This window comes from Marinobacter sp. NP-4(2019) (assembly GCF_003994855.1).
Lineage (GTDB): Bacteria > Pseudomonadota > Gammaproteobacteria > Pseudomonadales > Oleiphilaceae > Marinobacter.
Window position 1 is genome coordinate 2,178,533 of sequence record NZ_CP034142.1, and the last position, 24,758, is coordinate 2,203,290.

The 24,758-nt window shown below is 57.4% G+C and carries 18 protein-coding genes and 1 pseudogene; 7 read left to right on the forward strand and 12 right to left on the reverse strand.

Going from position 1 to position 24,758, the window contains the following annotated elements:
- The first annotated feature begins 100 nt into the window (after positions 1-100).
- Positions 101-1,588, forward strand: coding sequence for an aldehyde dehydrogenase (locus EHN06_RS09995; protein ID WP_127332448.1), 1,488 nt, complete (start codon positions 101-103; stop codon positions 1,586-1,588).
- On the opposite strand, the gene EHN06_RS10000 is transcribed toward EHN06_RS09995, so the two are convergent.
- Both EHN06_RS10000 and EHN06_RS10005 read right to left on the reverse strand, forming a co-directional pair.
- On the reverse strand, positions 1,589-2,404 hold the full coding sequence (locus EHN06_RS10000; RefSeq protein ID WP_228257451.1) for a response regulator transcription factor: 816 nt from the start codon (positions 2,402-2,404) through the stop codon (positions 1,589-1,591).
- A gap of 88 nt (positions 2,405-2,492) precedes the next feature.
- Entirely contained in the window at positions 2,493-3,887 is a 1,395-nt protein-coding gene (locus EHN06_RS10005) for an aspartate aminotransferase family protein (protein WP_127332450.1), read from the reverse strand.
- Between the two features lie 439 nt (positions 3,888-4,326).
- Between EHN06_RS10005 and EHN06_RS21460 the strand changes: the two are divergent.
- Together EHN06_RS21460 and EHN06_RS10015 are read left to right on the forward strand one after the other, a co-directional pair.
- Positions 4,327-5,384 (forward strand): annotated as a pseudogene (locus EHN06_RS21460) (glutamine synthetase family protein).
- 53 nt (positions 5,385-5,437) lie between these two features.
- Positions 5,438-6,160: a glutamine amidotransferase-related protein gene (locus EHN06_RS10015; RefSeq protein ID WP_127332451.1), complete on the forward strand. Its 723-nt coding sequence runs from the start codon at positions 5,438-5,440 to the stop codon at positions 6,158-6,160.
- Positions 6,161-6,277: 117 nt separating this feature from the next.
- On the opposite strand, the gene EHN06_RS10020 is transcribed toward EHN06_RS10015, so the two are convergent.
- The 4 genes from EHN06_RS10020 to EHN06_RS21470 form a co-directional block, all read right to left on the reverse strand.
- Entirely contained in the window at positions 6,278-7,795 is a 1,518-nt protein-coding gene (locus EHN06_RS10020) for a Na+/H+ antiporter NhaC family protein (protein WP_127332452.1), read from the reverse strand.
- 73 nt (positions 7,796-7,868) lie between these two features.
- A complete protein-coding gene (locus tag EHN06_RS10025; RefSeq protein WP_127332453.1) occupies positions 7,869-9,152 on the reverse strand; it encodes an NAD(P)/FAD-dependent oxidoreductase in 1,284 nt (427 codons plus the stop codon).
- A 219-nt stretch (positions 9,153-9,371) separates the two neighbouring features.
- Positions 9,372-10,712 carry an EAL domain-containing protein gene (locus EHN06_RS21465; RefSeq protein ID WP_228257452.1) on the reverse strand — a complete coding sequence of 447 codons (1,341 nt, stop codon included), beginning with the start codon at positions 10,710-10,712 and terminating at the stop codon, positions 9,372-9,374.
- A gap of 98 nt (positions 10,713-10,810) precedes the next feature.
- Positions 10,811-13,147 (reverse strand): DUF1631 family protein, encoded by a 2,337-nt coding sequence (locus EHN06_RS21470; protein ID WP_228257453.1) that lies wholly within the window; start codon positions 13,145-13,147, stop codon positions 10,811-10,813.
- A gap of 166 nt (positions 13,148-13,313) precedes the next feature.
- Here EHN06_RS21470 and EHN06_RS10035 point away from each other — a divergent pair, with 166 nt between their 5' ends.
- The 4 genes from EHN06_RS10035 to EHN06_RS10055 all read left to right on the forward strand — a co-directional run bounded on the left by EHN06_RS10035 (position 13,314) and on the right by EHN06_RS10055 (position 18,091).
- Entirely contained in the window at positions 13,314-14,777 is a 1,464-nt protein-coding gene (locus EHN06_RS10035; protein ID WP_127332454.1) for a malate:quinone oxidoreductase, read from the forward strand.
- A 79-nt stretch (positions 14,778-14,856) separates the two neighbouring features.
- Complete coding sequence (locus EHN06_RS10040) at positions 14,857-15,999, forward strand: CapA family protein (protein ID WP_164735597.1); 1,143 nt, start codon at positions 14,857-14,859, stop codon at positions 15,997-15,999.
- 115 nt (positions 16,000-16,114) lie between these two features.
- Entirely contained in the window at positions 16,115-16,885 is a 771-nt protein-coding gene (locus EHN06_RS10045) for an SDR family NAD(P)-dependent oxidoreductase (RefSeq protein WP_127332456.1), read from the forward strand.
- A 186-nt stretch (positions 16,886-17,071) separates the two neighbouring features.
- A complete protein-coding gene (locus tag EHN06_RS10055) occupies positions 17,072-18,091 on the forward strand; it encodes a phosphotransferase (protein ID WP_127332457.1) in 1,020 nt (339 codons plus the stop codon).
- Between the two features lie 26 nt (positions 18,092-18,117).
- Here the strand turns inward: EHN06_RS10055 and EHN06_RS10060 are convergent, their stop codons facing one another.
- The 6 genes from EHN06_RS10060 to EHN06_RS10085 form a co-directional block, all read right to left on the reverse strand.
- On the reverse strand, positions 18,118-19,101 hold the full coding sequence (locus EHN06_RS10060; RefSeq protein ID WP_127332458.1) for a ribose-phosphate diphosphokinase: 984 nt from the start codon (positions 19,099-19,101) through the stop codon (positions 18,118-18,120).
- The gene (locus tag EHN06_RS21475) at positions 19,098-19,760 is read right to left on the reverse strand and encodes a dienelactone hydrolase family protein (RefSeq protein ID WP_127332459.1); all 663 of its coding nucleotides are present in this window, start codon (positions 19,758-19,760) and stop codon (positions 19,098-19,100) included. The genes EHN06_RS10060 and EHN06_RS21475 overlap by 4 nt, the downstream gene beginning before the upstream one ends.
- 9 nt (positions 19,761-19,769) lie before the next feature.
- Complete coding sequence (locus tag EHN06_RS21480; RefSeq protein WP_127332460.1) at positions 19,770-20,417, reverse strand: phosphoribosyltransferase; 648 nt, start codon at positions 20,415-20,417, stop codon at positions 19,770-19,772.
- A gap of 170 nt (positions 20,418-20,587) precedes the next feature.
- Positions 20,588-22,171, reverse strand: coding sequence for an aldehyde dehydrogenase family protein (locus tag EHN06_RS10075; RefSeq protein WP_127332461.1), 1,584 nt, complete (start codon positions 22,169-22,171; stop codon positions 20,588-20,590).
- The gene (locus EHN06_RS10080) at positions 22,168-23,787 is read right to left on the reverse strand and encodes a GMC family oxidoreductase (protein WP_127332462.1); all 1,620 of its coding nucleotides are present in this window, start codon (positions 23,785-23,787) and stop codon (positions 22,168-22,170) included. The genes EHN06_RS10075 and EHN06_RS10080 overlap by 4 nt, the downstream gene beginning before the upstream one ends.
- Positions 23,784-24,755, reverse strand: a complete 972-nt coding sequence (locus EHN06_RS10085; RefSeq protein ID WP_127332463.1) for an alpha/beta hydrolase — start codon at positions 24,753-24,755, stop codon at positions 23,784-23,786. Before EHN06_RS10085 ends, EHN06_RS10080 begins: the two co-directional genes overlap by 4 nt.
- Positions 24,756-24,758 lie beyond the last annotated feature (3 nt).

Consider the following 24,758-nt stretch of genomic DNA (forward strand, 5'->3'; position numbering starts at 1 on the left):
TTTGTCATACGACGTCATTATACCTATTGGGGTATATGGAGTGCTGGAGGCATGCTCGGATAGGCTTGTCTGCAAAGTCATTCAATGTCGGGAGAAGACCATGAAAAACAGTGCGGAATGGAAAGCCCTGAGCGAGTCGGTTAGCTTGCACGGGCAGGCCTTCATCGCCGGACAGTTCCAGGGTGCGGTGTCCGGAGAGACCTTCCCGGCCCTCAACCCGGCGACCGAAGAGAAGCTCACAGATATCGCCAGCTGCGATGCGGCCGATGTCGACCTAGCCGTGTCCGCCGCCCGCGAAGCGTTTGTTTCCGGCGTATGGTCGGATCTGGCCCCGGGCGACCGTAAGCGCATTCTCTTGCGCCTGGCCGACCTGGTTGAGAAACACGGTGACGAGTTGGCTGTGTTGGACAGCCTGGACATGGGCAAGCCGATCAGTGAGATGGTCAACATTGACGTGCCGGATTCCATCGACTGTCTGCGTTGGACGGCCGAGTCTATCGACAAGCTCTATGGCGAGATTGCGCCGACCGGCAACGACACCCTCGGACTGATCAGCCATGAGCCTGCGGGCGTCGTAGCGGCGATCACCCCCTGGAACTATCCGCTGATGATGGCCACCTGGAAGATCGCCCCGGCATTGGCGGCGGGCAACTCGGTCATTCTCAAGCCTTCCGAGAAAAGTGCGCTGAGCGTGCTGCGACTGGCGGAGCTTGCGAAAGAGGCGGGGATTCCCGATGGCGTGTTCAACGTGCTGCCAGGTTTCGGCCACACTGCCGGCAAGGCGCTGGCGCTGCATGATGACGTCAATGTGCTCGCCTTCACCGGCTCTAGCCGCGTTGGTGGACTGTTGATGGAATACGCCGGTCAATCCAACCTCAAGCGGGTGTGGATTGAGGCGGGAGGCAAGTCTCCGATGCTGGTGTTTGAGGATTGCGAGGATATCGAGAAGGCGGCGTCCACGGCGGCCGCAGCGATATTCTCCAACCAGGGCGAAGTCTGTATCGCCTGTTCGCGGCTCTATGTCCAGTCGTCCATCCGGGAGCGGTTTACGGAAGCCTTGCTGGAGGCGGCGAAAGCCTACCAACCGCAGGATCCTCTCAACCCGGAAACCCGCATGGGTGCGCTCGTCGACAAGACCCAGCTGGAGACCGTTGCCCGCTATATCCAGTTGGCAATTGACGAAGGCGGCCGGGTGTTGACCGGCGGTGTCCCTGAAGCCGTACCGGGACAGGGCTACTTTGTGGAACCCACCATCATTGGCGATACACACAACGGTATGCGATTCGTGCAGGAGGAGATTTTCGGGCCGGTGCTGGCCGTGGGCGAATTCAGTGACGAAGCAGAGGGCATTCATCTGGCAAATGACAACCGTTATGGCCTGGGCGCCTCTGTCTGGACGGGTAATCTGTCCCGGGCCCATCGTGTCAGCCGGAAAATTCACAGCGGTATGGTCTGGGTTAACGGCTGGGGCGGCGGTGACAGCACGATGCCGTTCGGCGGAGTGAAGGCCTCCGGTTATGGCCGGGACAAATCCCTGCATGCGCTTGAGAAATACACGGACCTTAAAACCGTCTGGATCAGCCTCTGATCACCGGTCACTGGCAGAGGGATTCTCTTCCAGCTGGGTGAGGTGGTTGATGAACTGCGTGAAGATTTCTGCTTGAGTGGAAGTGTTCAGCCGCATGTGGATGTTCTTGCGGTGCACCTTCACGGTCCCCACGCTGATCTTCAGATGATCGGCAATTGCTTGGGACGAGAAACCACGCAGGATCAGGTCGGTGATTTCCCGCTCGCGCTGGGTGAGCACGCCGCTGGCAAAGGTGCGAAGGGCACGCTTCATGGGCCCATCGGAGCGACCGTATTGCAGGAATTCACCGGCTTGAGCCTGCCAGAACTGGCGCACCAGTGCGCTGATTACCGGGTAAAATTCCTGCAGTGCATTTAACTCGGTTCGGGGAATACTCTCCAGCGGCGCCTTGCGCCCGAGTGTGATGGCACAGGTCACTTTGTCATCGAGGCGGATCAGCAGATTGACCTCGTCTACCAGGCCAAAGTTCTGGTAACAGGTCTGGTAATACTCTGTGCTCCTGAAAGAGTCCGGCATGATCTCTGCCAGACGCACAATGCCGGAGGATGATCCGTTCTTGATGGCATGAAACAGCGGGTCCAGGACATAGGAGTGGTTCAGATACTGGCGCAGGGTGTCGCTTTGCTCCTCGGGATCGGAGGGATGGACCAGTATGGGGCGCAGGGACTTCTTGTAGGTCAGTAGAAGGATCGTATCGAAGAAACACAACGTCGACAGGAAAGCCTCCAGCATGGCCGGAAAGCTGCGCAGGCGCTGATGCTCAATGAGGACTGCCAGGTTCTTCTGCCAGCTCTCGCTCGCTTGTATCTGATTCACGCGATCTTTCATCACACGGCCTTTGTTGTCTTTCTTTTTAAGGCTAAGCCAATTGGTGGACCGAAGCCAGTTCGATCCACCGCAAGGATTATGCCGCAGGAATGCCGCCCACCCGGGCATAGGTGCGATCCAGCGCGACACGCAGGCGGTTCACCATCTCATCCACTTCCGCACGGCTAATAATCAGTGGCGGTGAGAGCACCATCCGGTTGCCACAGGCCCGTGCAATCAGCCCACTGGCGGTGCACTGGTCCCGGCACAGGGTGCCAACGTCTTCGTCGAAGAAGGTGCGGGTTTTGCGATCCTTCACCAGGGCAAGGCCCGCAATCAGGCCGGTTCCCTCGATATGGCCGCAAAGGGGATGTTCGCCGAGGGTATCCCGCAGACGGGCCTGGAAATAGGGACCAATGTCGGAGGCAACCGATTCGACAATCCTTTCCTCCTTCAGCAACCGGATATTCTCCAGGGCGACGGCCGCCGCCACGGGATGACCGGAATAGGTGAATCCGTGACTGAAGTCGTCGCCCGACTCGATCAGGGTGTCAGCGATCCGGTCACCAACCGCTACGGCGGAGATGGGCATGTATCCGGAGGAGAGGCCCTTGGCCATCGACATGATGTCCGGCTGGAAGTCGAATGTCTGGCTGCCAAACCATTGTCCGGTCCGGCCGAAACCACAGATCACCTCATCCGCCACCAGCAGCACGTCATACTTGCGGCAGATACGCTGAATTTCAGGCCAGTAAGTGCGTGGTGGGACGATCACGCCGCCGGCGCCCTGGATGGGCTCGCCGATAAATGCAGCAACGTTATCGGGGCCAACTTCCAGTAGTGTTTCTTCCAGCTCGCGGGCGCGGATCAGACCGAATTCATCTTCGGAAAGACCATTGGCCTCGCCATACCAATAGGGCTGCCGGATGCGGTGGATACCCGGCAGCAGCGGGGCGCACTGGCCGTGCATATGGGGCATGCCGCCCAGGCTGGCGCCGCCAAGGGTGCTGCCATGATAGGCGTTCTCCCGAGCGATCAGCAGCTTGCGGTAGGGCTTGCCTTTGAGTGTCCAGTAATGGCGTACCATTCGGATGATCGTGTCGATCGCCTCTGAGCCGGAATTGGCGAAAAAGATCCGGTTAAGATCGCCCGGCGAGATGTCGGCAATGGCCTGGGCGAGGCGGGTGGCAGGTGAATGGGTGCTCTGGAAAAATGTGTTGTAGTAGGGCAGTACCTGCATCTGCTCGTGAGCGGCATTGATCAATTCCTGTCGTCCGTAGCCCAGGTTCACGCACCAAAGGCCTGCCATACCGTCGATCAGTTGATTGCCGTCCGAATCCCAGACATGGACTCCCTCAGCTCGGGTGATAACCCGTGCGCCCTTGCGGTTGAGTGCCTGGGTGTCTGTGAACGGATGCAGGTGGTGGCGGGCATCGGTGTCGCGGACGGCGTTTTGCGTTTCTCTGTTCGGAATGTTTGTTGTGTATGGCATGACAGTTTCCATCCAAGTGTAGGTGCCAGGATTAACGTCCACGCCTACCATAGGAAATGTCGTGTTTTCGGGGATATACCCCCCGGGTGATAGATACACCCTCACTCCAGTGGGATATCGTGGCATTCTGACTTTCAAAAAGCATTCAAGAGTGACGCGTATGACTATTAACAAGAACCGCGACCTGGACTTCTTCATCACGGACCTGAACGGAAATTTACGCGGAAAGCGTTTGCCGTCCAGTGGCCTGAAAAAGGCACGGAAGGAAGGTCTTAAATTGCCACGCTCAGTGGTCGGCTTTGATTTCTGGGGCGCGGACGTGCTCGAGAACGGACTGGTGTTTGAAACCGGCGATAGTGATGGTGTCTGCATGCCCGTCACTGACGACCCGACACCGGTGCCGTGGTCCGAAGCCCCCCGGGACCAGATGCTGGCAATGATGTTCAATCCGGACGGAACGCCCTTTGAGGCTGATCCTCGCCAGGTTCTCAAGCGTATCGTGGACCGCTTTGCCGAGCGGGGATTAACACCGGTGATGGCGACGGAGCTCGAGTTTTATCTCATGGATGCCGAATCCGAAAGCACGCAACGCCCGATCCCACCGGCACTGGCCGACGGAAAGGGGCGCCGGCTGGCCAACACCGAAGGCTACGCCGTCGAAGAGATGGATGGGTTTGAGGCGTTCTTTGCCGATATTCGTACTGCCTGTCAGACCCAGGGTATCGGGGCGGACACCATTATCGCCGAGATGGGGCCAGGCCAGTTTGAGGTCAATCTCAATCATGTGGCCGATCCACTGAATGCAGCCGATCAGGCGATCTTGTTCAAACGCCTGGTACGCGGCGTTTCACGACGCCATGGCTATGCTGCGACGTTCATGGCGAAACCTTATGCCGAGGAAAGCGGCAACGGCTTTCACGTACATTTCAGCCTGCTCGACCAGGACGGTAACAACGTTTTGATAACGGCACCGAGGAGGGCAGCGATCTTCTAAAACAGGCCATCGCAGGTCTCATGCAGCTGATGCCCGAGAGTATGCTGGTTTTCGCGCCCCACCTGAATTCCTACCGCCGTTTTATGCCTGGTGCCTATGCACCGACCTTCGCCAGCTGGGGCTACGAAAACCGGACGGTTGCCCTGCGTGTGCCGGAAAGCCCCAACATTGCCCGCCGGATCGAACACCGGGTCGCTGGCGCTGATGCCAATCCGTATCTCGTATTGGCATCGGTCCTCGCAGGCGCATTCTATGGCATGGAGAAAAAGCTGGTGCCGGGCGCACCGGTGGAAGGCGACGCCTACACCGAGGAAAGCCCGGAATTTCCGCTGCCGTGTGAATGGCAGGAAGCGACCAACCGCTTTGATCAGAGTGAGATCCTGCGGGAGTACCTGGGCGAAGAGTTCGTCCGGGTCTACGCCGAAGCCAAGCGCCAGGAACGCCAACGCCTGAATGAGCGGATCTCCGACGTCGAGTACGAAGCCTACCTGGGCCTGCTCTGATTCCACCGATAACAGATAACGCCTGCGGTTTAGCCGCAGGCGAGGAGTACCTGATGAGCCTGAAAATCGGCATACTCGCCACCGGCATTACGCCGGACGATTTGATTGATACCTACGGGTCCTACGCGGACATGTTCATAGACCTGTTCGGGCAGGCCGGCTACGATTTCGACTATGAGACCTTCGATGTCCGGGACGATGTCTTTCCGGATTCGGCCGAATCCTGCGACGCCTGGATCATTACCGGCTCCAAGTCCAACGTCTATGAAAAAACGCCGTGGATGGTTCGCCTGAAAAATCTGATCCTCGAGATTTACAGCGTCGAGCGTCCAATGGTCGGTATCTGCTTCGGCCACCAGATTATCGCCGAAGCCTTCGGGGCTGACGTTAACAAATACCCGGAAGGCTGGGGCGTTGGCCTGCACACCTATCAATTGGAAAAGGCCGTACCGGAACTGGCTGGCCTGCAAGGCCAGTTCACCCTGAGCGCCATGCATCAGGATCAGGTGGTGACCAAGCCGAAGCAGGCGGAAGTCATCGCCTATTCGTCATTCTGCCCCTTTGCCGCACTCCAATACGACAATCGCATACTGACCCTGCAGGCTCATCCCGAATTCAACGTGGATTTCGAAAGCCGGTTGGTACGGTCGCGCCGTGACAATCCGATTCCGCTGGCAGCAGCAGATCAAGCACTGGAGGGCCTTAACGACAAGTCCGCCCACACGGATTCTCTCCAGGTGGCACGATGGATGGCCTCATTTCTCCAGCAGGGCTGAACCGGTAAGGTTCCTGTCCCGTCCCTATCGACCGGCGCCTGGCGCCGGTCTTCTTTTGCGGGCACAAAAAAGCCGGGCGAGGTGTAAGCACCTGGCCCGGCTATTACGAGTGATACCTCAGGTAATCGTGTAACCCATCACCAGGAAGGAGACGAACGCCAGGATCGCGCCTATCGTGGCGTAGGGGATCTGGGTCAGGGCGTGTTGCATCGGTGTACAGCCGGAGCCCGTGGATGACAGCACGGTAGAGTCACTGAAGAAGCAGGCATGGCTACCAAATGCAGATGCGGAGAGCAGGGCGCCCACGGTCAGTGGCATGGACATATCCATGGCCTGGGCCATCGGGATTACGATGGGCAGCGATACCACAAATACACCCCAACTTGACCCTGTGGAGAACACCACCGCAGCCATGGTGGCAAACACCAGCGCCGGCAGAAGCTCCGGAGAGAGATACGGGGTGATGGTGTCGATGATGTAGGTCGTCATGCCCAGTTCATCGTTGATGGCCTTGACCATGAAACCGGCGCACACCACGGCGATTGGATGCAGCATGACCTTGAAGCCGTCCAGCATGGAGTCGGTCAGTTCGCCGAAGGTCATCAGCCGCTGGCTGAAATACAGGATCATGGTGAAGATGGAAGCCACCAGCGCGCCCAGAAGCAGGTCGATCTCGTAGTAGATGCTGGCGATAATCAGGACCGCCATCGGCAGCAGAAAGTTCATCAGCCCCACTGTCGTGGAAGTACGGCGTACGTTGCTGGTGTCGAATCCCTGGTCCTCTAGTCCGTCCGGGATCGGCTGGCCTTTGCGGGCACGTTCCTCGGCCTTTTTCATCGGGCCGAAATCCTTCAAGATACCCATGGCGACCAGGAAAACCACAATCAGCGCGGCCCAGCCGTACGCCATGTAGGGAATTGAATCGATGTACAGAGACATGCCCTGGCCATCACCGACGGCGCCGTTTTCTTCCAGCAAAGCGCCGAAATAGACCGCCCAGGTGGAAATCGGAACCAGGATACAGACCGGAGCGGCGGTGGAGTCCACCAGAAACGCCAGCTTTTCGCGGGAGATCCTGAAGCGATCCGTCAGGGTCTTCATGGACGCGGATACCGCAAGCGAGTTCAAGTAATCATCAATAAAGACCGCCAGGCCCAGGAAGGAGGTGGTCAGCATGGTGCCACGCTTGGTCTTGATGCGCTTGGCCAGCGCTTGGCCAAAACTCAGCACACTGCCACCGCGCTCCAGCATATTGATCAGGCCACCCATCATGCCGCACACCAGTACAATCCAGGCAATGGTCTCGTTCTGGACCACGTTCATGGACAGGTCACCCAGGCTGGTGAACAGGTTGGTCGGGTCAATCAGGAGGGAACCGGCGATGATACCGGCGAAGATGGATTCAAGTGGGCGCTTGGTTTTAACGGCGACCAGGACGATCAACAGGGAGGGCAGCAAACTCAGCACACCGTAGGAACCGCCCTCCACCTGCCAGGTCGACATATAAGCGAAGGCTGCCAGTATCGCGCCGTAGCCCAATATCGAATACAGGGGGCCACCGCCAGGACGGTCCTTCAGGCCATCGTTCATTGGCATGATCCCGCTATCGGAACGTATTGTGTCGTCAGTCATCATATTACCCGTCTCTTGTTTTTGATTGAAAGCGCGGTGAGAGCCGTCACCGCGGGATTTGGGGCATAGTGAGAAATCAAATGCCGAGTTGGTCGCGCAGGTTGTAGTACCAGGCCCCCATGGCAGTCAGCGGAATCCGCATGGCCCGTCCGCCGGGGAAGGAGTACTGGGGCAGGCCGGCGAAGATATCGAATCGCTCTGCCTGGCCCTGGATAGCGTCACTGATCACCTTGCCAGCCAGATGGGTACAGGTGATGCCATGGCCGCTATAGCCCTGCGCGTAGTAGATATTCCCGTCGATGCGGCCAAACTGGGGCAGACGCATCAGCGTAAGGAGAAAGTTGCCCGTCCAGGCGTAGTCGATCTTCGCCCCCTTGAGCTCCGGGAAGGTCTTGAGCATCTTGGGTACGATCAGGGATTCGACCTTTTCTGGCTCGCGGGCGCCGTAGGTGACGCCACCGCCGTAAATCATCCGGCCGTCACCGGACAGGCGGAAGTAGTCGAGGAGGTAGTTGCAGTCCTCGACACAATTGTCTTTGGGCAGTAGGCGCTGGCGCACATTCTCAGCCAGCGGCTCGGTGGTAATGATCTGCGTGCCGCACGGTATGGCCTTGGATTCCAGCTTGGGGAGCAGGCCATTGAGGTAGGCGTTACCGGCAACCAGCACATAGTCGGCCTCAACGCAGCCTTCCTCAGTGTGGACAACCGGTTTGTTGCCTTCGCGAATCCGGAGGGCCGGGGAGTTCTCGTAGATGATGCCGCCCAGGGATTCAACGGCCGCTGCTTCACCCAGTACCAGGTTGAGCGGATGGAAATGCCCGCCGCTGTGGTCGATCAGACCGCCGGTGTAGCGTTCGCTGCCGACGTATTGCCGGATGGCGTTCTCGTCGAGCAACTCGAGCTGGTCATGGCCGTGGGCTTCCCAGAGTTTTTTCTTCTCGACCAGCCCATCGAATTGCTTGTTGTTGCAGGATGCGAAAATGCCACCTTCCTTCAGGTCACACTGGATGTCGTACTGCTTGACGAAGCGCCGCAGGATGCGACCTCCTTCGAAGGCCATCTGGCCCATTTCGGCACCGACTTTCTCGCCATAGTTCCTTTCGATGAAGTCAATGTCGCGGCTGTAGCTGTTGACGATCTGGCCGCCATTGCGGCCGGAGGCGCCGAAGCCGATGCGGCTGCCTTCCAGAACAACCACATTGAACCCCTTTTCAGCGAGATGAAGCGCCGTCGACATGCCGGTGAAGCCAGCGCCGATAACGCAGACATCAGCCCTTGCATGCCCTTTCAGGGTGGGGCGTACGGTTTTGTCGTTCGCTGACGCCGCGTAGTAGGAATGGGTATGAGACGTTGTTGGCACGTTGTTACTCCCGAAACATCATTGTGTCTTGCCCGGCTTTCCCGAAGGTTGGCCGGTTTAGTCTTTACTTGGGATACAACGTTACGGAGAAGGGGCAATCCCGGGATATACCCCCCTGGGTATATTTTGAAGCCGGTGCAGAAGCGCCGGTGGAGGAGGGGTGTTGGCAGAGGTCTGAATAACGGGCGAGGGTGGTAGCTTGGGTGCCAGGAAAGTGTCTTACGCGGTCGGGACAGCGACCAACTGGTCCAACCTGCGAGGCTTGGCGATGCCATATCCCTGGGCAAAATCGACCTTTATTTCGCGCAGGCTATCCACGGTTTCCATGTCTTCAACGTATTCGGCGATGGTTTGTATGCCGAGGAAGTGGCTCAGCTCGTTTATGGATCGGACCAGGGCATAATTGGTCAGGTTGCTTGTCATATCCTTGACGAACACGCCGTCGATTTTAACAAAGTCTACCGGCAGTCTCTGTAGATAGGCATAGGAGGAAAGGCCGGTACCGAAATCGTCGAGGGCGAACCGGCACCGCAGCTTTTTCATCTCGGTCATGAAGTCCGCAGCGTAGTGCAAGCTGGACACAGCGGATGTTTCAGTAACCTCGAAGCACAATTTGGGGGTCAGCTCACGATACCGCTTGAGGCGGTGTTCGAGTTCATACAGAAAGGTATCATCGCTGAGTGATGACCCCGACAGGTTGACGTTGAGTGTATGTATCCTGGCCAATTCACTCGGGTTTTGGGTCATCCAGTTCAGGACTTCATCCACTACCCAGAGATCAACGCGGGAGCTGCGCCGGAACTGTTCCGCCGCTTCAACATAAGCCAGTGGTGATATTTCCTTGCCGGAAGCATCGGTCAGGCCCAGAAGGAGTTCGTATCGTTCTCCTTTTTCCTGATCGCTCTGGTTCGCAAGAGCGGCAATTTTCTGTGCTCGCAGGTAGAGGCTGCCGTCGCGAATGCTGCGGTCGATCCGGGAAACCCAGGCAACGCCTTTGTCCGTGTTCTGCTGTTGTCCCGTTTTGTATATTTCGACTCGGTTGCCACCAAGGCGTTTTACTGACTTCAACGAGTTACTGGTCTGGTTCAGCAGCTCGCCAGCAGAACTGCCGCTTTCCTCCACCGGGCAAATGCTGGCGCTCAAGGTGGAGGTGTACTCCGTATCGCCGTACCGAAAGGTTTCTTTCTGGAATGATCTGCGAATCCGCTCGGCAAAGTCGTGGCCGTCCTCCACAGCCAGGGGGGAAGCAAGTATGGCAAACTCATTGCCACCCAGGCGGCCAATTGGGGCCTCCACCGGAAGGGCGGCGCAATGTTCCTGAAGCATGGTTCCAAAACGCCTGAGCAGGGCATCACCAGCCTCTGTTCCATAACTGGCATTGATGACGTTGAACTGATCGATGTCAAACGCAATCAATACGCAGATTTCTCCCTTGGATAGCTCTCCCAGAGTCTGTGACAGGTGCTTCTCGAAATCATGCCTGAGCAGGCAACCGGTCAGCGTATCGTGTGTGGCTTCGAAGTTCAGTTTTCGATAGACATCCTGCACGATATCAAACAAGCCCTGGTCCACAAATGGAATGTCACCACGGTCCACCAACCAGATATCGCCAGCGGACAGTTTGGCAACGAACTCCGAAAAATCATAACTGACTTCACTCAGTCCCCGGGGGAGAGGAAGACAAATCGGAAAACTTCTTCGCCACCCCAAACCAGGCGCATACGGCGTTTTTCGCCGTCGTCCAGGGTGACTTCCACCCAGTCACCGACCTGGATTTTCCGCGCCCGGCGGGCCCAGCGCCCATCGGTGGAACCCTCTGGTATCGGCGGGCTTTCCTGGTAGCCCGGCGGATAGGATTCCAGAAATATCGTTTCAACCTCCTTGTGTTGCTGCAACTGCTCGGTAAGGCTGGAAACCACCTCCCGAACCCGGGGGACTTCGCCCACGGTGCGTAACTCGCGTTCCACCAGGCCCAGCAGCGCATCACTCTCCAGTTCCCGCTCAAAGGCCAGGTGATCGCTTATTTCTCCCGGGGCCAGCCAGAGTCGTATCTGGTCAATAACCTTTAACAACTCCGAGCAGGTTTGGCTCTCTGCCCCCTCTCTCAGCGACGCCAGAACAATGAGCTGTTCCCATCCGCTCTCCAGAAGATCCAGGAGCACGGCCGGCACCTCGATACCGCTGAGCATGGCGTGCAGGCGCTGGCGCACATCGTACTGGGCTTGCTTCAGTCGCTGTTTTCCTTCCAGGGTTTTTGCGATGCGTTCTGAATTACGGAGAAAGGACCGATCCTGGCGTTCCACCAACTCTTTCAATTTTGCGCCGATGGTGAGATATCGCTCCCCGTCAGAGTCTTCCGCTTGCATCATTTCGTCAATAATAGCCGCTACCATCTGCTCCAGATTCCGGCTGGAGCTTCTCTCGGCGAGGCACAGGCGCATCAGGTCGTTCACGATTTCCCGGGTAATATGGTTCTCCCGTTCCAGGAAGTCCGGTGTCTTCAGCAGCATCTCGAAGACCGGAAGCCTCAATTGTTCAAGTTGCTCCCGCAGCGACTCCGTCAGTCCTGTCTGCTGCTCCAGTGGGGCAAACAGCCGGTCCACCAGATCCACCTTGCCCCACGCCGAATCATCCAGTGTTTCCGCCAGGGATGCGTCCGAATCAGCAAGACTGCGAATTGCCGCCTGCATGCTGGGGCTGGGTTGCTTCAGGCGTTGTATCAGATCTGTGCGGCAGGGTTTGAGCTGTTCGGTAAGCCTCGGGTTGGTGACTGGCCATTCATTGTGAGCGTGAGCTGCGTCCTGCGGCAGGCTCATCATGCGGAAGACTGAGTGGCTGCTGGCTCTGGCTGAAGCAGCGGGGGAACCCCCGTAAGGTTCCGCTTCCTCGCCCATCGCATCAGGCGATTCCCCACTGTGTTCCTGTACCTCCGTGGTTGCCGCAGGAACTTTCCCCGCGTCCTGCTGCGACCAGCTAGGGGGAAGGTTGATCAGGTTCAGGGCGTGGAGGCCGCCACGGAACAGATCCTTGATCAGCGACTCGATGGCGGGTCGCCAGATGTCTTGCAGGCTGTTCTCAAAGGCAAGGTAGAGTATGTGCCGGTGTTCCGGTGCGATCCCCAGGCGATCCACGGTGAACTGCAGGCAATGGCACAGGGACTGGGGCGACACCGGATTCGAAGAATCGTTGATATCCCGGGACGATAGCTGGTTGAGCAATTGGCTCAGTACAAACAGGGTATTTTTGCTGGCAATGTGTGATGCCACCGTCCGCAGTTCAAGCCAGTCTTCGAATACCGGTTGTTGCAGCATCGTTAGTTCCGGACGATTGGGCGCTTTAGCTTCCCCGGGGGCGGAGTCGAGGAGGTCGTTATACGCCTGGAACTTGAATGAAAAGTCACCAACTATCTGCGCTTCCCGGGTACCGAAAATAAAACGCATATCCTTCAGGCGGGTAATTTCCCGGACTTCCGCAGCCTGCTCCAGTTGTTTCTCAATGTTCGCGTGAACCCCCTCCATGAAACTGGAGAGCAGGTTTTTGATCATGCGTAAGATGTGCTGCTGGTAGAGTTGCTTCAGGGAAGCGAGTGCGGATGGGTCGGAGAGAACCGTAACACCGGATTCCCGTAGTTTTCGATTCAACACCTCCCGTCCCGATTCAACGGATGCGGCGCTGACGACGCTATCACACTCTAAAATCAGGGCTCCGTTCTTGCCGAGGTCTGTGCGCCCGCTGACCTGGATATAGTGTTCCGCATTACCCTGGTCTGGGAATAGGTAGACGTCTGCCCTGGCGGCTTTGGGGGTTTTCTGGAAGTAGGCACGTGTTGCGGGGGAAGTGAGGTTGGTAATGACCAGGGCTGTAGAGCCCTTATCGCCGGAAGCTGTGCGGTGATTGGTAACGGCGCTGATAACACATCCGCATGGGGGCTGACCCCGGGTGACGATGATGCCATCGTGCCTGAGACCAGCATTCGGGGACGGGTTCTGCACCATTAATCTCTTCCCTGCGTACAATACGACTCGATCTTAGGCTTGTGGAGCCCTGAACCTAACATAGACCATTCACTTGAAAATGTCTGTTGTCAGGGGCAGTTGTAAGTTCGAGTCTTACGACTTTATTGACTAGTATCAGAAAAACCGGGACTGACGAGTAGACTTTATGAACGTAATTATCATCGGCGCAGGAATCATGGGAACCACTTTTGCCACGTTGGCGAAAGAGCTGGCGCCCGAGTTGAATATCACCATTCTGGAAAGGCTGGACAGCGCCGGGGCTGGAAACTCATGGGCATTTAACAACGCCGGCACGGGGCATGAAGCGAACTGTGAGCTGAACTACACCCCAGTGGATGAAGAGGTCATTTCGGTTGAAAAAGCCGAGAAGATCCATGCCCAGTTCAATGTTGCCAAGCAGTTTTGGGCGTATTTGGTTGAGAAGGGCGCCATCAAAGATCCTCAAACGTTTATCCATCAAACCAAGCACTGCACCATTGTTTCCGAACCTTCAATCGAAGATCTGAAATTAAGATTCAAGGAAATGTCGGCTCATCACTTTTTCGAGCACATGCGTTACTCGGAAGACTTCGATGAAATAAAAAGCTGGATTCCTTACACCATGGAGGAACGGCCTCGTCATGAAAAGATGGCAGCTACCGTCATTGAAACCGGTACAGATGTTAATTTTGGGGCTCTGACGGAGCAAATGGCTAAGCATGCGGTGGACGATCTTGGCGTCAAAATTGAGTACGGCACTCATGTTAAGCGCGTACATCGTAGCCCGGCCGGAAGCTGGCTTGTCGAAACTGAAAGCCGCGGATCTGCGGTTCAGTATAAGGGGGACGTGCTGTTTGTAGGCGCGGGCGGGGGGGCATTCCCGATCCTGAAAAGAAGTCACTTACCATTCCGTAGCCGATACACCGGGTTTCCTGTCGGCGGGCGGTTTTTACAGGCTCCGATCAGCGAAGAACAGGCCAAGTATTACAGTGCCAAAACCTATGGCAAAGCGAAAGTTGGCGCGCCTCCCATGTCCGTGCCGCACCTGGATTTGCGGCTGGTGGATGGTCAGTACTACTTGTTGTTTGGTCCTTTTGCGTCATTCAAACCGCTTCTCGAAAAAGGTCGTGGCTTTCTTGATTACCTTGGTTCAATTCGTCCGCACGACATTCCCAGCTTGCTGAGTGTCGCCCTGGAGCACTTTCCCTTGGTTAAGTATCTGGTTTCAGAGACTTTCAAGGGCAAACAGAGCATGTTCGAGGAACTCGAGAGCTTTGCTCCCGGCTTGAGCAAAAAGTTCGATTGGAAACCGATTCAAGCTGGCCAGCGAGTGCAAATCATCAAGGACGGGGATTTGCAAATGGGCACAGAGATTGTCGTGTCCCTGGATGAATCATTTGGGACGTTGCTGGGGGCATCGCCCGGGGCATCGGTATCGCCCGAGGTGATGTTGCGCTGCCTGGAGCAATTATTACCGGCTATTTTTTCCAAAGAGGAAGCCAGCAAAAAGAAGAAGGAGATGTTTCCTGAGGATAACCTGGATACATTAATCAATGATCCTGATCGTTACCGGGAAATCCGCGATGCGGTTAACAAGCAGCTGGGAATAATCCAGTCCGGGGCAGATTGAGAAAAAGCTGATATGCTCAAAATATGAGCATTGGATGCCAGCAACGAATTCGGGTCCGCTTATCCAGAAGGGGTTGAGTATGGACTTGAACCTTGACTCGGAACCAGCCGGTTCTTTGAATCGCATGCGCTTACTTCTATGCGGTGACGTGATGACCGGACGGGGCATCGATCAGATTATGCCTACGTCCGTCGATCCCATTCTGTTTGAATCTGTTGTGTGGTCAGCCGTGGATTACATCGCCCTGGCGGAAGAGCGCCATGGGCCGATTCCCCGCAACGTCGAGCCCGATTACATCTGGGGGGATGCCTTGCCGTTGATACAGGCGATGTCGCCCGACGCCAGCATTGCCAACCTGGAAACGGCGGTCACCACGAGTGACGACCACGAGCGCAAGGGCATCAACTACCGCATGCATCCGGCCAACGTGACGTGCCTGCAGGCCGCACACCTGGATGTCTGTACCCTGGCTAACAATCATGTGCTGGATTGGGGAACCAACGGGCTACTGGAAACGCTGGGAGTGCTGCACAGTGCCGGGATCAAGACCGCAGGTGCGGGCAGAGAACTCAGAGAAGCGATGACACCTGCAATCCTGCCTGTCGGCCAGAGGCGGGTGTTGGTATTTGCAGGGGGATGCACTGACAGTGGTATCGACCCCGGCTGGGCAGCGACTCCCCGGGGCCCCGGTGTCCATTTACTCCGGGATCTTTCTTCACGGACCGTAGACGGCATCGCGCAGGCCGTTCAGTTGGTGCGTCGGGACAATGATGTTGTCGTTTACTCCGTACACTGGGGCGGAAACTGGGGCTACGACGTACCGGAAGAGTATCGGACATTCGCCCATGCAATGATCGATGAAGCTGGTGTGGATCTGGTGTTCGGTCACTCGTCCCATCACCCCAAGGGTATCGAGGTCTATCGCAATAAACTGATCCTGTACGGTTGCGGGGACCTGATCAACGACTACGAGGGGATTTCCGGATACGAATCGTTTCGCCCGAACCTGCGGGTAATCTATTTTCCCATGCTGGATCACTGCGGCGACCTCGAGCGCCTGGACATGGCGGTACTGGAAACCAGTGGTTTTTCACTGCATAGACCCACAGCAGAAGACGTGGACTGGCTGGCTGATCGATTGGCGGAGGTCAGTCGGGAATCTGGCGTGGGTATACGAAGCAGTGGCGGTAATTTACTCGAGCTTTTCGCCCTTACGCGCTGATTGCCCATGGAAGTCGAACAATTGTTGACCGGAGTCAACCGGGCGAATCTTCACTTTACTGATAATACATTCAAACCGAGAGTTTGGTATTGGCTGGTAAAGGAGGAGCATTGATATGGACAGACTGAATGGCAAAGTAGCCGCTGTGACGGGAGGTTCTGTTGGCATAGGCGCCGCAGTGGTCAGGCGAATGGCCGAAGAGGGCGCCAGGGTCGCCATTCTGGACCGCGACGATCATAAGGGCCAGGCGCTGGCTGGGGAACTGAAGGATCGGGGCCTGACAGCGAACTACTGGCACTGCGATGTGACCGACGAGCAGCAAGTGAAACGGGTTCTCGACGAGGTCGCGGACACCTTTGGCAGCTTGACGGTACTGGTCAACAACGCCGGTATTTCCGGGCCCAACAAGCCGACCCATGAGCTGAGCGAAGAAGAATGGGATATCGTGCAGAACGTCAACGTGAAAGGCGTTTTCTTTTGCACCAAGCACGCCATTCCTCACATGAAAAAAGCCGGTATAGGCAGTATTATCAACCTGTCCTCGATCTACGGGCTTATCAGCGCGCCGGATGTTCCGCCTTACCATGCCTCAAAAGGCGCCGTGCGCCTGATGACGAAGACGGACGCCCTGCTGTATGCGGCTGACAAAATCAGGGTCAACTCCGTGCATCCCGGCTTCATCTGGACGCCGATGGTTGAGAACCACCTTAAAACCACCGGCATGGACCCCGAAAAAGCCAGACAGGTAACCGCGGAACTCCATCCCGTCGGCCACCTGGGCGAACCGGACGATATTGCCTGGGGTACGGTCTACCTGGCCTCCGATGAGTCGAAGTTTGTCACGGGCAGTGAGTTGGTGATTGATGGCGGATACACGGCCCGTTAATCGGAGAGATGCCGGATTCGCCCGGGCTGCCCCTGTTTGGGCAGCCTTGGGGAACGCATCACAGCCGGAGTTCGCGCAGTAGACGACGATTTTCCGATCCATACTGCCGGCAACCGGGGCAGTGTTGAACTGGATCAGCTCTACCGTGATACGCTTGAGCTTTATTGGGAAACGGCGGGGATAATTGTGGCTGAGACTTCGCATTTACCCGAAATCGGGGAAAAAGTAGCCTTCCTGTCAAATGCCGATTCCTATCCGGTCGAGGCTGAGAGGGTAGAGGTACTCGAAACCCACATGTCCTGGGTCTTTCTGGTCGGCCCACGGGTTTACAAGCTCAAAAAGCCGGTGGCCCATCAGCTGTTCGATTTCACGACCGTTGATGGCCGCTATAACAACTGTATCGAGGAGGTTCGCCTTAACCGCCGATTGGGTGGCGATACCTATATCGGTGTGGAGCAGTTGAGCGCTGTGGCAGGCGGTGGGCTGGCATTGGGCATGGAGGGGGTTCCCGTCGATTGGCTGGTGGTCATGCATCGCCTGCCAGAGGCTGCGATGCTGGAAACACAGATTAAATCCGCAGCTGTGGAGTACCAGCGAGTCGCGGCTGCCGCCGACTTGCTAGCCCGTTTTTATCTCAGTGCTGCAAGCGTAAAGCTCTCTGGGAAACAATACCTGGAGCGGTTGCGGGGCGGCATCAGCGATAACTACCGCCAGTTGGTTAACTACTCCCTTCCTGAGGATCGGGTCAAGTCAGTCTTTGATCAGCAAATGTCCTTGCTCGAAAAAAAGTCAGCGCTTTTTGCCAATCGCGCGACGGCCGGCAGCCTCGTGGAGGCCCATGGTGATTTGCGTCCGGAGCATGTCTGCCTGACAGAACCACCCGTGGTGATCGACTGTCTTGAGTTCAGCCGCGACCTGCGCATCCGGGATCCAGTGGATGAATTGTCCTTTCTGGCGATGGAGTGCGAAAAGCTAGGGGAGCAGAAGGTAGGTAAGATTCTGTTCGAGGTCTATGGTCGAATCACCGGAGATGAACCGGAAGCTTCTCTGATAGCATTCTACAAAGCTTACCGAGCCTCAGAAAGGGCCAAGCTCGTGATCTGGCACCTGGACGACGATTATCAGGAGAGGCGCGGTCCCTGGCGGCAAAAAGCGTTGGATTACCTGTCCATAGCCTTTAATTATGGCGATAGTTTTGGTGGCTGAAGCGTCAGTTCCGAAAAAATCCGGGTTCAGGACTCCAGATCTGTCACGTCTCTTCCTTGATGCAAAGCAGCGATCGTGTCGGCTATGCCGGCAGTGATGTCGACCAGCGCAACCTTGGTCTTCAGTAATCTTGACGGCAGTGCCGGAACAACCGTATTGCCGAGAATCACCCGGGAGAGGGCCGGCGAAGCCAGCTTGTCCTCCGCATCGCGAGTGAAAACACCGTGTGTGGCGATGGCGATCACCTCGTCTGCGCCCTTTTCCCTGAACGCTTCCGCGGCCCGTTGCATGGTGCCTCCCCCTGCGATCAGATCATCCAGGATCAGCACGGTGCGGTTGAGGATGTCGCCAACTACTGCAGAACCGCTCACTTCGCCGCGGCTGCGGTGCTTCTCCATAAATGCACTGCCGACGGGGCGCTCCAGCCGCCTCTCCAATGACTCGCGGAACAGTTCCGCGCGCTTGATGCCGCCCACATCCGGGGACGCTATGGTGATTTCCCTGTCTCGGAGTTCGGGGAGGAGGAAGTCGATGAATGCCTCCCTGGCGCTCAAATGCACGGTCGGGCAGCGAAAGGCATTCTCGAAAGCGGCGCGGTTATGGACGTCCATTGTTACTATTGTGTCGATAGTCACAGCCTCGAGGAGTTGAGCGATGTAACGGGTGGTGACGGGATCACGGGACTTGGTTCTCCGGTCCTTACGGGAGTAACACAGGTAGGGCACGATCGCGGTGATCCGGGCTGCGCCATTGTCCCGGAGGCTGGCCAGTAAAAACAGCAGGCGCACCAGCTTGTCGTTGATGCTGGAGCCGTCGCCGCTGTAGAGCGATTGGACCACGAACACATCACGGTTACGAACCGTTTCCAGCGGGCGGATCTTGTGCTCGCCGTCTTCAAAATCCCGCTCCTCGTGTGCCCCGAGAGGCACCCCGAGATGGGCTGCCACTTTCGAGGCGAAATCGCTGCCGCTGTCCAGACAAAAGAGTGCTATTCGGTCGTCGAGCCTCATGGACGGGCTCCAGATAAGTAATCTGTAAACCAGTCCGCGGCTGCCTTCTGGGCGATGTCGAGTTTGCCGGGCTCCTCGAACAGGTGGCTTGCTCCCGGCACGATTTTCACCTGGTGATGACAGTTTAACTTGGCTGCTGCTTCCCGGTTGAGCTCAATGACGGAGGTATCCAGGCCGCCGACAATTAAAAGCGTCGCTGCCCGAACCCGGGGCAGGGCGTTGCCGGCGAGGTCTGGGCGCCCGCCCCGGGACACAACCGCCCTGACATGATCCGGGTTTTCCGCGGCCGCGACCAGTGCCGCAGCCGCACCAGTGCTGGCACCGAACAGGCCCAATGGCAGCCCGGCTGTCACTGGCTGTTCCGTGAGCCAGACCACAGCATCACTCATACGCCGGCTGATCAGTGGAATATCGAATCGGTACTCCCGGGTTCGGGCATCCACTTTGTCCTCATCGGCGGTAAGAAGATCGAACAGCAAAGTGCCCAGACCAACCCCGTTCAGGAATTCTGCGACAGCCTGGTTGCGGGGGCTGAGGCGACTGCTTCCGCTGCCATGGGCGAAGGCGACAATTCCAAAGGCGCTCTCGGGAATGTCGAGGATCCCTTTCAGGGATGCATCTGAAAGCTCCAGGACGACAGAACGTGAGTTGGTACCCATAGCCTTACCTCACTCCTTCCAGAAATGACCCAGTAGCTGCTGCACCTCGTGGTCCGAAACCTGGTTGAAATCCTGGTACCACTGTCCGATGGAGCTGAAATGGTCGGGGGTCTCCAGACAAACGATCTTATCGGCACTGTCTCGGAGGTTTCTGATGGTGTCTGCCGGAGCCACGGGAACCGCCACTACAACCTCACGGGGCCGGTGGACTTTGAGTGCCTCCAGGGCTGCACTCATGGTGGCCCCCGTGGCGAGGCCATCGTCCACAAGAATGACGGTGGCGTCTCTCATGTCCGGCCACGGGTGATCGCCGCGGTAGGCCCGCTCCCGCCTCGCCAGCTCCAGGCGTTCTCGCTCGGTCACCTCCTCGAGCACCTCATCACTGACACCAGCGTAGTCGAGCACTTGGCGGTTAAGAACACGGGCGCCGCCACTGGCGATGGCGCCCATGGCGAGTTCCTCCTGGCCGGGCATCCCCAGTTTCCTGACAATCATCAGATCCAGCTCTGCATCCAGGTGCTGCGCGATTTCAGCAGCTACGGGGACGCCGCCCCGGGGCAATGCCAGCACTACGAGGTGTTTACGGTTGCGATAATCTTCGAGTGCACGGGCCAGTTCGCGGCCGGCAGCTTCGCGGTCCTGTATGGGTAGTTTCATTGTGGAAGTCCGTTCCCGTTGGCTGAATTCATAAACCGTTCCTTTAATTTTAGTCAAGGTACGCTTGAAGGAAAATGAAAACTGATGGACCCAGTCAATGACTGGTTTAACGGGAGGGGCGAGGGTGCTTTCCACGTAGCATGCTGCTCCCTCGCCCAATCGATGGGTGGCTAGAAATACATCTTCCGAATCATTGTCGGCAAGACCCGAATAGCAGACCGCAGAAAATCCAGTACTGTTCGTGGTGCGACCAGATACAGAGCACTGCGGATGGCGGCATAGCTCGCCTGGTCTTGCGGATACCACCACAGATTGCGCTTGGCCCGTAGCCAGTCCCAGTTCACGACTTTGGCTTTGGTCATTTCCTTCAGGCCTTCGGGGCCATGGGTACGACCGATGCCGGAGTCACCCGGGCCGCCCCAGGGCACGTCGGACATGGCGTGGGTGTACAGATGGTCATTGATGGCGACCACGCCGCCGTTGATTCGGTTGGCCAGTTCCTTGCCGTGCCGCGTATTCCGGGTCCAGATGGATGCGGTCAGTGCCATGGGGGAGTCGTTGGCGAGTTCAACGGCTTCGTCTTCGGTGCGGAAAGGCATGACGGGCATGATGGGGCCGAAGGTTTCTTCCTGCATCAGCCTCATCCCGTGATCGACGTTTGTCACCAGGGTGGCGGCATGGAAATGGCCAGGGCCGTGTCCCGGTCCCTCGGACTGGGCGACGACGGTGGCGCCGGCCTCCACAGCTTCCGCCAGTTGCGACTCGACGGTTCGGCGTTGGTTTGCGGTGGTCATCGAGCCGATATCAACGTCGCACTCATCGGTCGGCACACCGTGACGGAGTTCCCGGGTGCGGTCAGCCAGCAGTGAAACAAAGCGGTCATAGACCGATTCGTGCACGTAGATTCGCTCGACGCCGCCACAGGACTGCCCTGCATTCTGGTAACCAGCCCAGGCGGCACCGTTGGCTGCACGTTCCAGGTCCGCATCTTTCAGCACGATCATCGGATCCTTGCCGCCGAGTTCGAGCGACAGTGGGGTGAGCGTCTCTGCGGCCTGCGCCATTAGCTGTTTGCCAGTCGGGACCGAACCGGTGAAGAACAGCTTGTCGACACCATGCTCAAACATGGCGCTCGACACCTGTCCGCCCGAACCGACGATGTGGTTGAACAGACCGTGCGGAAGATTACCAGCGGCAATAATGTCCTCAATGGCTTTACCCACCAGCGGGGTCGCTGCCGCCACCTTGAGAATGATCGCATTGCCAGCCATCAAACCCATCACGATCTCGCCAAAAGGAATGGACAGGGGGTAGTTCCAGGGGCTGATAATGCCCACCACGCCCAGGGGCTCATGGCGTACCTCGGACCGTTTCCCGATCCACAGCGGGCTGGACGGACCGCGGCGCTCCGGGGCGAGCACCTTTGCAGCGTGTTTACCGTACCAGTCGCAGGCGAGTTGGCAAGGCAGCACCTCGGTGATAAGGGCATCCATGCGGGTTTTACCGTTGCTGTCACTGATCAGGCGCGCCAGTTCGTCGGCATGGTCGCGGATATAGTTCCGCATTTTCCTGAGATGCTTGCTGCGTTGGGCGAAGCTTTTTTCCGCCCAGACCTTTTGTGCACGCCTTGCCTGCTGGAAGATCGACGCATAACGGTGTTCCGGGGTATGGGCAACCTCGCCAAACTGGCTACCCGTAGCCGGGTTCGTCGCGATGGCGGTTTTGCCGGTAGCGGGGGTGACAACCTGGTTCATACGGTAGCTTCCTTTATCGCTTCATCTCGGTGAGGGATAAAACTCATCGCGCGTTCCGCCAGGGCGGTAATGGTCAGGCTGGGGTTTACCCCCAGATTGGCGCCAAGCATGGCGCCATCGACCACGTAGAGATTCTGGTAATTGAATACCCGGTTTTGTGCGTCGATAACGCCTCGCTCCGGCGTGTCCGCCATCGCGCAGCCGCCCATGCAGTGAGCGGTGAACGGTACATTGAAGAACACCTCCGTCGCCGTGGTAAACGGAATGCCATTGAAGTGGGCCGCCATCTTCTTGGTGAACTCGTTGGCCTGGGGGATATTTGTCGGGATTTTTTTCCCCTCACTGCAAAGGATCCTAGAGAAAGGCCAATACCAGCGCCGCTTGAAACGCATATTCAGGGAAGCGTCCAGAGTCTGCATCACCAGGAAAATCAGCGACTGGCGAGCCCAGTTGGCAGGGCTTACCGCTCGGGCAAAGGTCACCGGATGGCGAAGCATGGCCCAGAACCATTTCAGGATTCTCAGGGGGCCTTTGCCGTCGACCATCAGCGTCATTAACGAGGCCATCATGTTGTGGCCATTGCCGTAACGGGTGGCCTCGATATGGGTGTGCTCATCAATGTGAATGCCGGAGCCAATGGCCACGCCCTCACTGATGTTGATGTCCTTGCCCGGAAAGCGGATGCCCACAATCGATTCGGCGTTGGTACGCACCCGGTTACCCAGGTCATCGGAGATGTTGGGCAGGGAGCCGGTCTGCTTGAGCCTGAACAACAGTTCCTGGGTGCCCAGGGAAGATGCCGAAAACACAACGCTCTTTACCCTGAAGGTTTGACTTTGCTTGCGGACCCAGGCGGTAGAGCGTTCGGTGGTGACTTCATAACCGGCGGAACCGTCGGCTTTACCGTCCAGCGGGCGGACATCCACCACACGGGTTTCGGCATAGACCTTTGCGCCATTCTTTTCGGCAAAGTACAGGTAGTTTTTATCCAACGTGTTCTTCGCGTTGTACTTGCAGCCGGTCATGCAGCTGCCGCAGCCGGTACAGGTTCCACGGTCCGGACCCTCACCACCGAAGTACGGGTCGGGGTAGGTTTTGCCACCTTCTTCACCCTCCGGTGGAAAGAAAGCCGCGACGCGTGTCGGTTTGTAGGTGTGGCCGACGCCGTGCAGGTCCGCCATTTCCTTCAGTAGGTGGTCTGCCGTGCCAAAGATCCGGTTTTCGGTGACACCCAGCATGCGCTCGGCTTCCGCATAGTGAGCGGGCATCTCCTTCTTCCAGTCAGACAGTCCGGCCCAGGAGCCTTCCTCCCAGACAGAATCCGGTGGCACCAGCAGGGTATTGGCGTAGGTGATCGATCCGCCGCCAACGGCATTGCCGCAAATGATCGCAACGTGACGGAAAGGTCGCAGATTGAAGAATCCACGCAGGCCAATCCTGGGGCGCCAATAATAACGATTTACCTGGGTATTGGACTCGGGAAAGTCCTCGGCACGCCAGCGCTTGCCCATTTCCATTACGGCGACGGAATAACCTTTCTGGGTCAGACGATGGGCTGACACGCTGCCACCGAAGCCAGAGCCGATGATCAAGTAGTCGAAATCGTAGTTGTTCATGATTGATTCCACTCCGTGTTCTCAGCGATAAACCTGCAGATTCGTTGTGCGGCGACTTTCGCTTGTGGCAACGCATCGATTGTCTGGAAAACGTGGGGCAGTGCCTCCCAGATATCGAGTTGCACGGGGACGCCGGTCTCGTTGGCCCTGGCTGCCGCCCGCACTGAATCGTCCAGAAGCATTTCGGTACTGCCAACCTGGAAAAGCATCGGCGGAAGGCCACTGAAATCACCCAGTAATGGGGACACCAGAGGGTCTGAGTGTAATTCGGCAGGTGCGTAGTGATTGCGGATGCCAATCGCGAACGCAGACGTGAAGATTGGATCACGCCTGGCATTGGTCAGCGCGCTTCTTCCGCTCAGGGTGAAATCGAGAAAGGGCGACAGCAGCACGGTGCAGGCAGGCAGCGCGAGCTGTTCGGCCTTGAGGCGCAACATGGTGCTCAAGACCAGGTTGCCGCCGGCGGAGTCGCCGGCGATAACGATGTCCCTGGATTCGAAGCCCTGATCCAATAACCACTTATAGGCCGCGAAGCAGTCATCGCTGGCTGCGGGAAAAGGGTGCTCTGGTGCCAGACGATAATCCACCATCAGGGTCTTCGCCTGAAGCGACTGGCACCAGGGCGCCACCATCGCTGCATGAACATCCGGAGTGGAGGCGACGAACGCGCCCCCGTGGATGTAGAGCAGAACCCGGTTATCGCGATGGTTGCCGGGCACCAGCCACTCGCCCGACACACCGTCACAATCGGCCTGCTGGCGTTTGATGCCGGGCAGTTGACTTGGCGCCTGCCGATCCAGTTTTGCAACCTGCTTCCGTACCGCGCCGACGTCGACTTCCAGCCCGTGTCGCCACTTTACCGTGGTGCGAAGGAGCAGGTTGAGAAGCGAGTATTTCCAGTGCCCCTTCGCTGGTTTGAAGTAGTGAGTAAAGGTCGCTGTGTCAGCCGAGTTATAGTTGTTGTGCATGGT

What these genes read in the sequence shown, in the direction of transcription:
- EHN06_RS10040 (WP_164735597.1), top strand. Translation starts at nt 14,857, where the DNA reads ATGGACTTGAACCTTGACTCGGAACCAGCCGGTTCTTTGAATCGCATG.
- EHN06_RS21470 (WP_228257453.1), bottom strand. Translation starts at nt 13,147, where the DNA reads ATGGTGCAGAACCCGTCCCCGAATGCTGGTCTCAGGCACGATGGCATC.
- EHN06_RS21480 (WP_127332460.1), bottom strand. Translation starts at nt 20,417, where the DNA reads ATGAAACTACCCATACAGGACCGCGAAGCTGCCGGCCGCGAACTGGCC.
- EHN06_RS10015 (WP_127332451.1), top strand. Translation starts at nt 5,438, where the DNA reads ATGAGCCTGAAAATCGGCATACTCGCCACCGGCATTACGCCGGACGAT.
- EHN06_RS10020 (WP_127332452.1), bottom strand. Translation starts at nt 7,795, where the DNA reads ATGATGACTGACGACACAATACGTTCCGATAGCGGGATCATGCCAATG.
- EHN06_RS21475 (WP_127332459.1), bottom strand. Translation starts at nt 19,760, where the DNA reads ATGGGTACCAACTCACGTTCTGTCGTCCTGGAGCTTTCAGATGCATCC.
- EHN06_RS10005 (WP_127332450.1), bottom strand. Translation starts at nt 3,887, where the DNA reads ATGCCATACACAACAAACATTCCGAACAGAGAAACGCAAAACGCCGTC.
- EHN06_RS10075 (WP_127332461.1), bottom strand. Translation starts at nt 22,171, where the DNA reads ATGAACCAGGTTGTCACCCCCGCTACCGGCAAAACCGCCATCGCGACG.
- EHN06_RS09995 (WP_127332448.1), top strand. Translation starts at nt 101, where the DNA reads ATGAAAAACAGTGCGGAATGGAAAGCCCTGAGCGAGTCGGTTAGCTTG.
- EHN06_RS10045 (WP_127332456.1), top strand. Translation starts at nt 16,115, where the DNA reads ATGGACAGACTGAATGGCAAAGTAGCCGCTGTGACGGGAGGTTCTGTT.
- EHN06_RS10085 (WP_127332463.1), bottom strand. Translation starts at nt 24,755, where the DNA reads ATGCACAACAACTATAACTCGGCTGACACAGCGACCTTTACTCACTAC.
- EHN06_RS10035 (WP_127332454.1), top strand. Translation starts at nt 13,314, where the DNA reads ATGAACGTAATTATCATCGGCGCAGGAATCATGGGAACCACTTTTGCC.
- EHN06_RS10060 (WP_127332458.1), bottom strand. Translation starts at nt 19,101, where the DNA reads ATGAGGCTCGACGACCGAATAGCACTCTTTTGTCTGGACAGCGGCAGC.
- EHN06_RS10080 (WP_127332462.1), bottom strand. Translation starts at nt 23,787, where the DNA reads ATGAACAACTACGATTTCGACTACTTGATCATCGGCTCTGGCTTCGGT.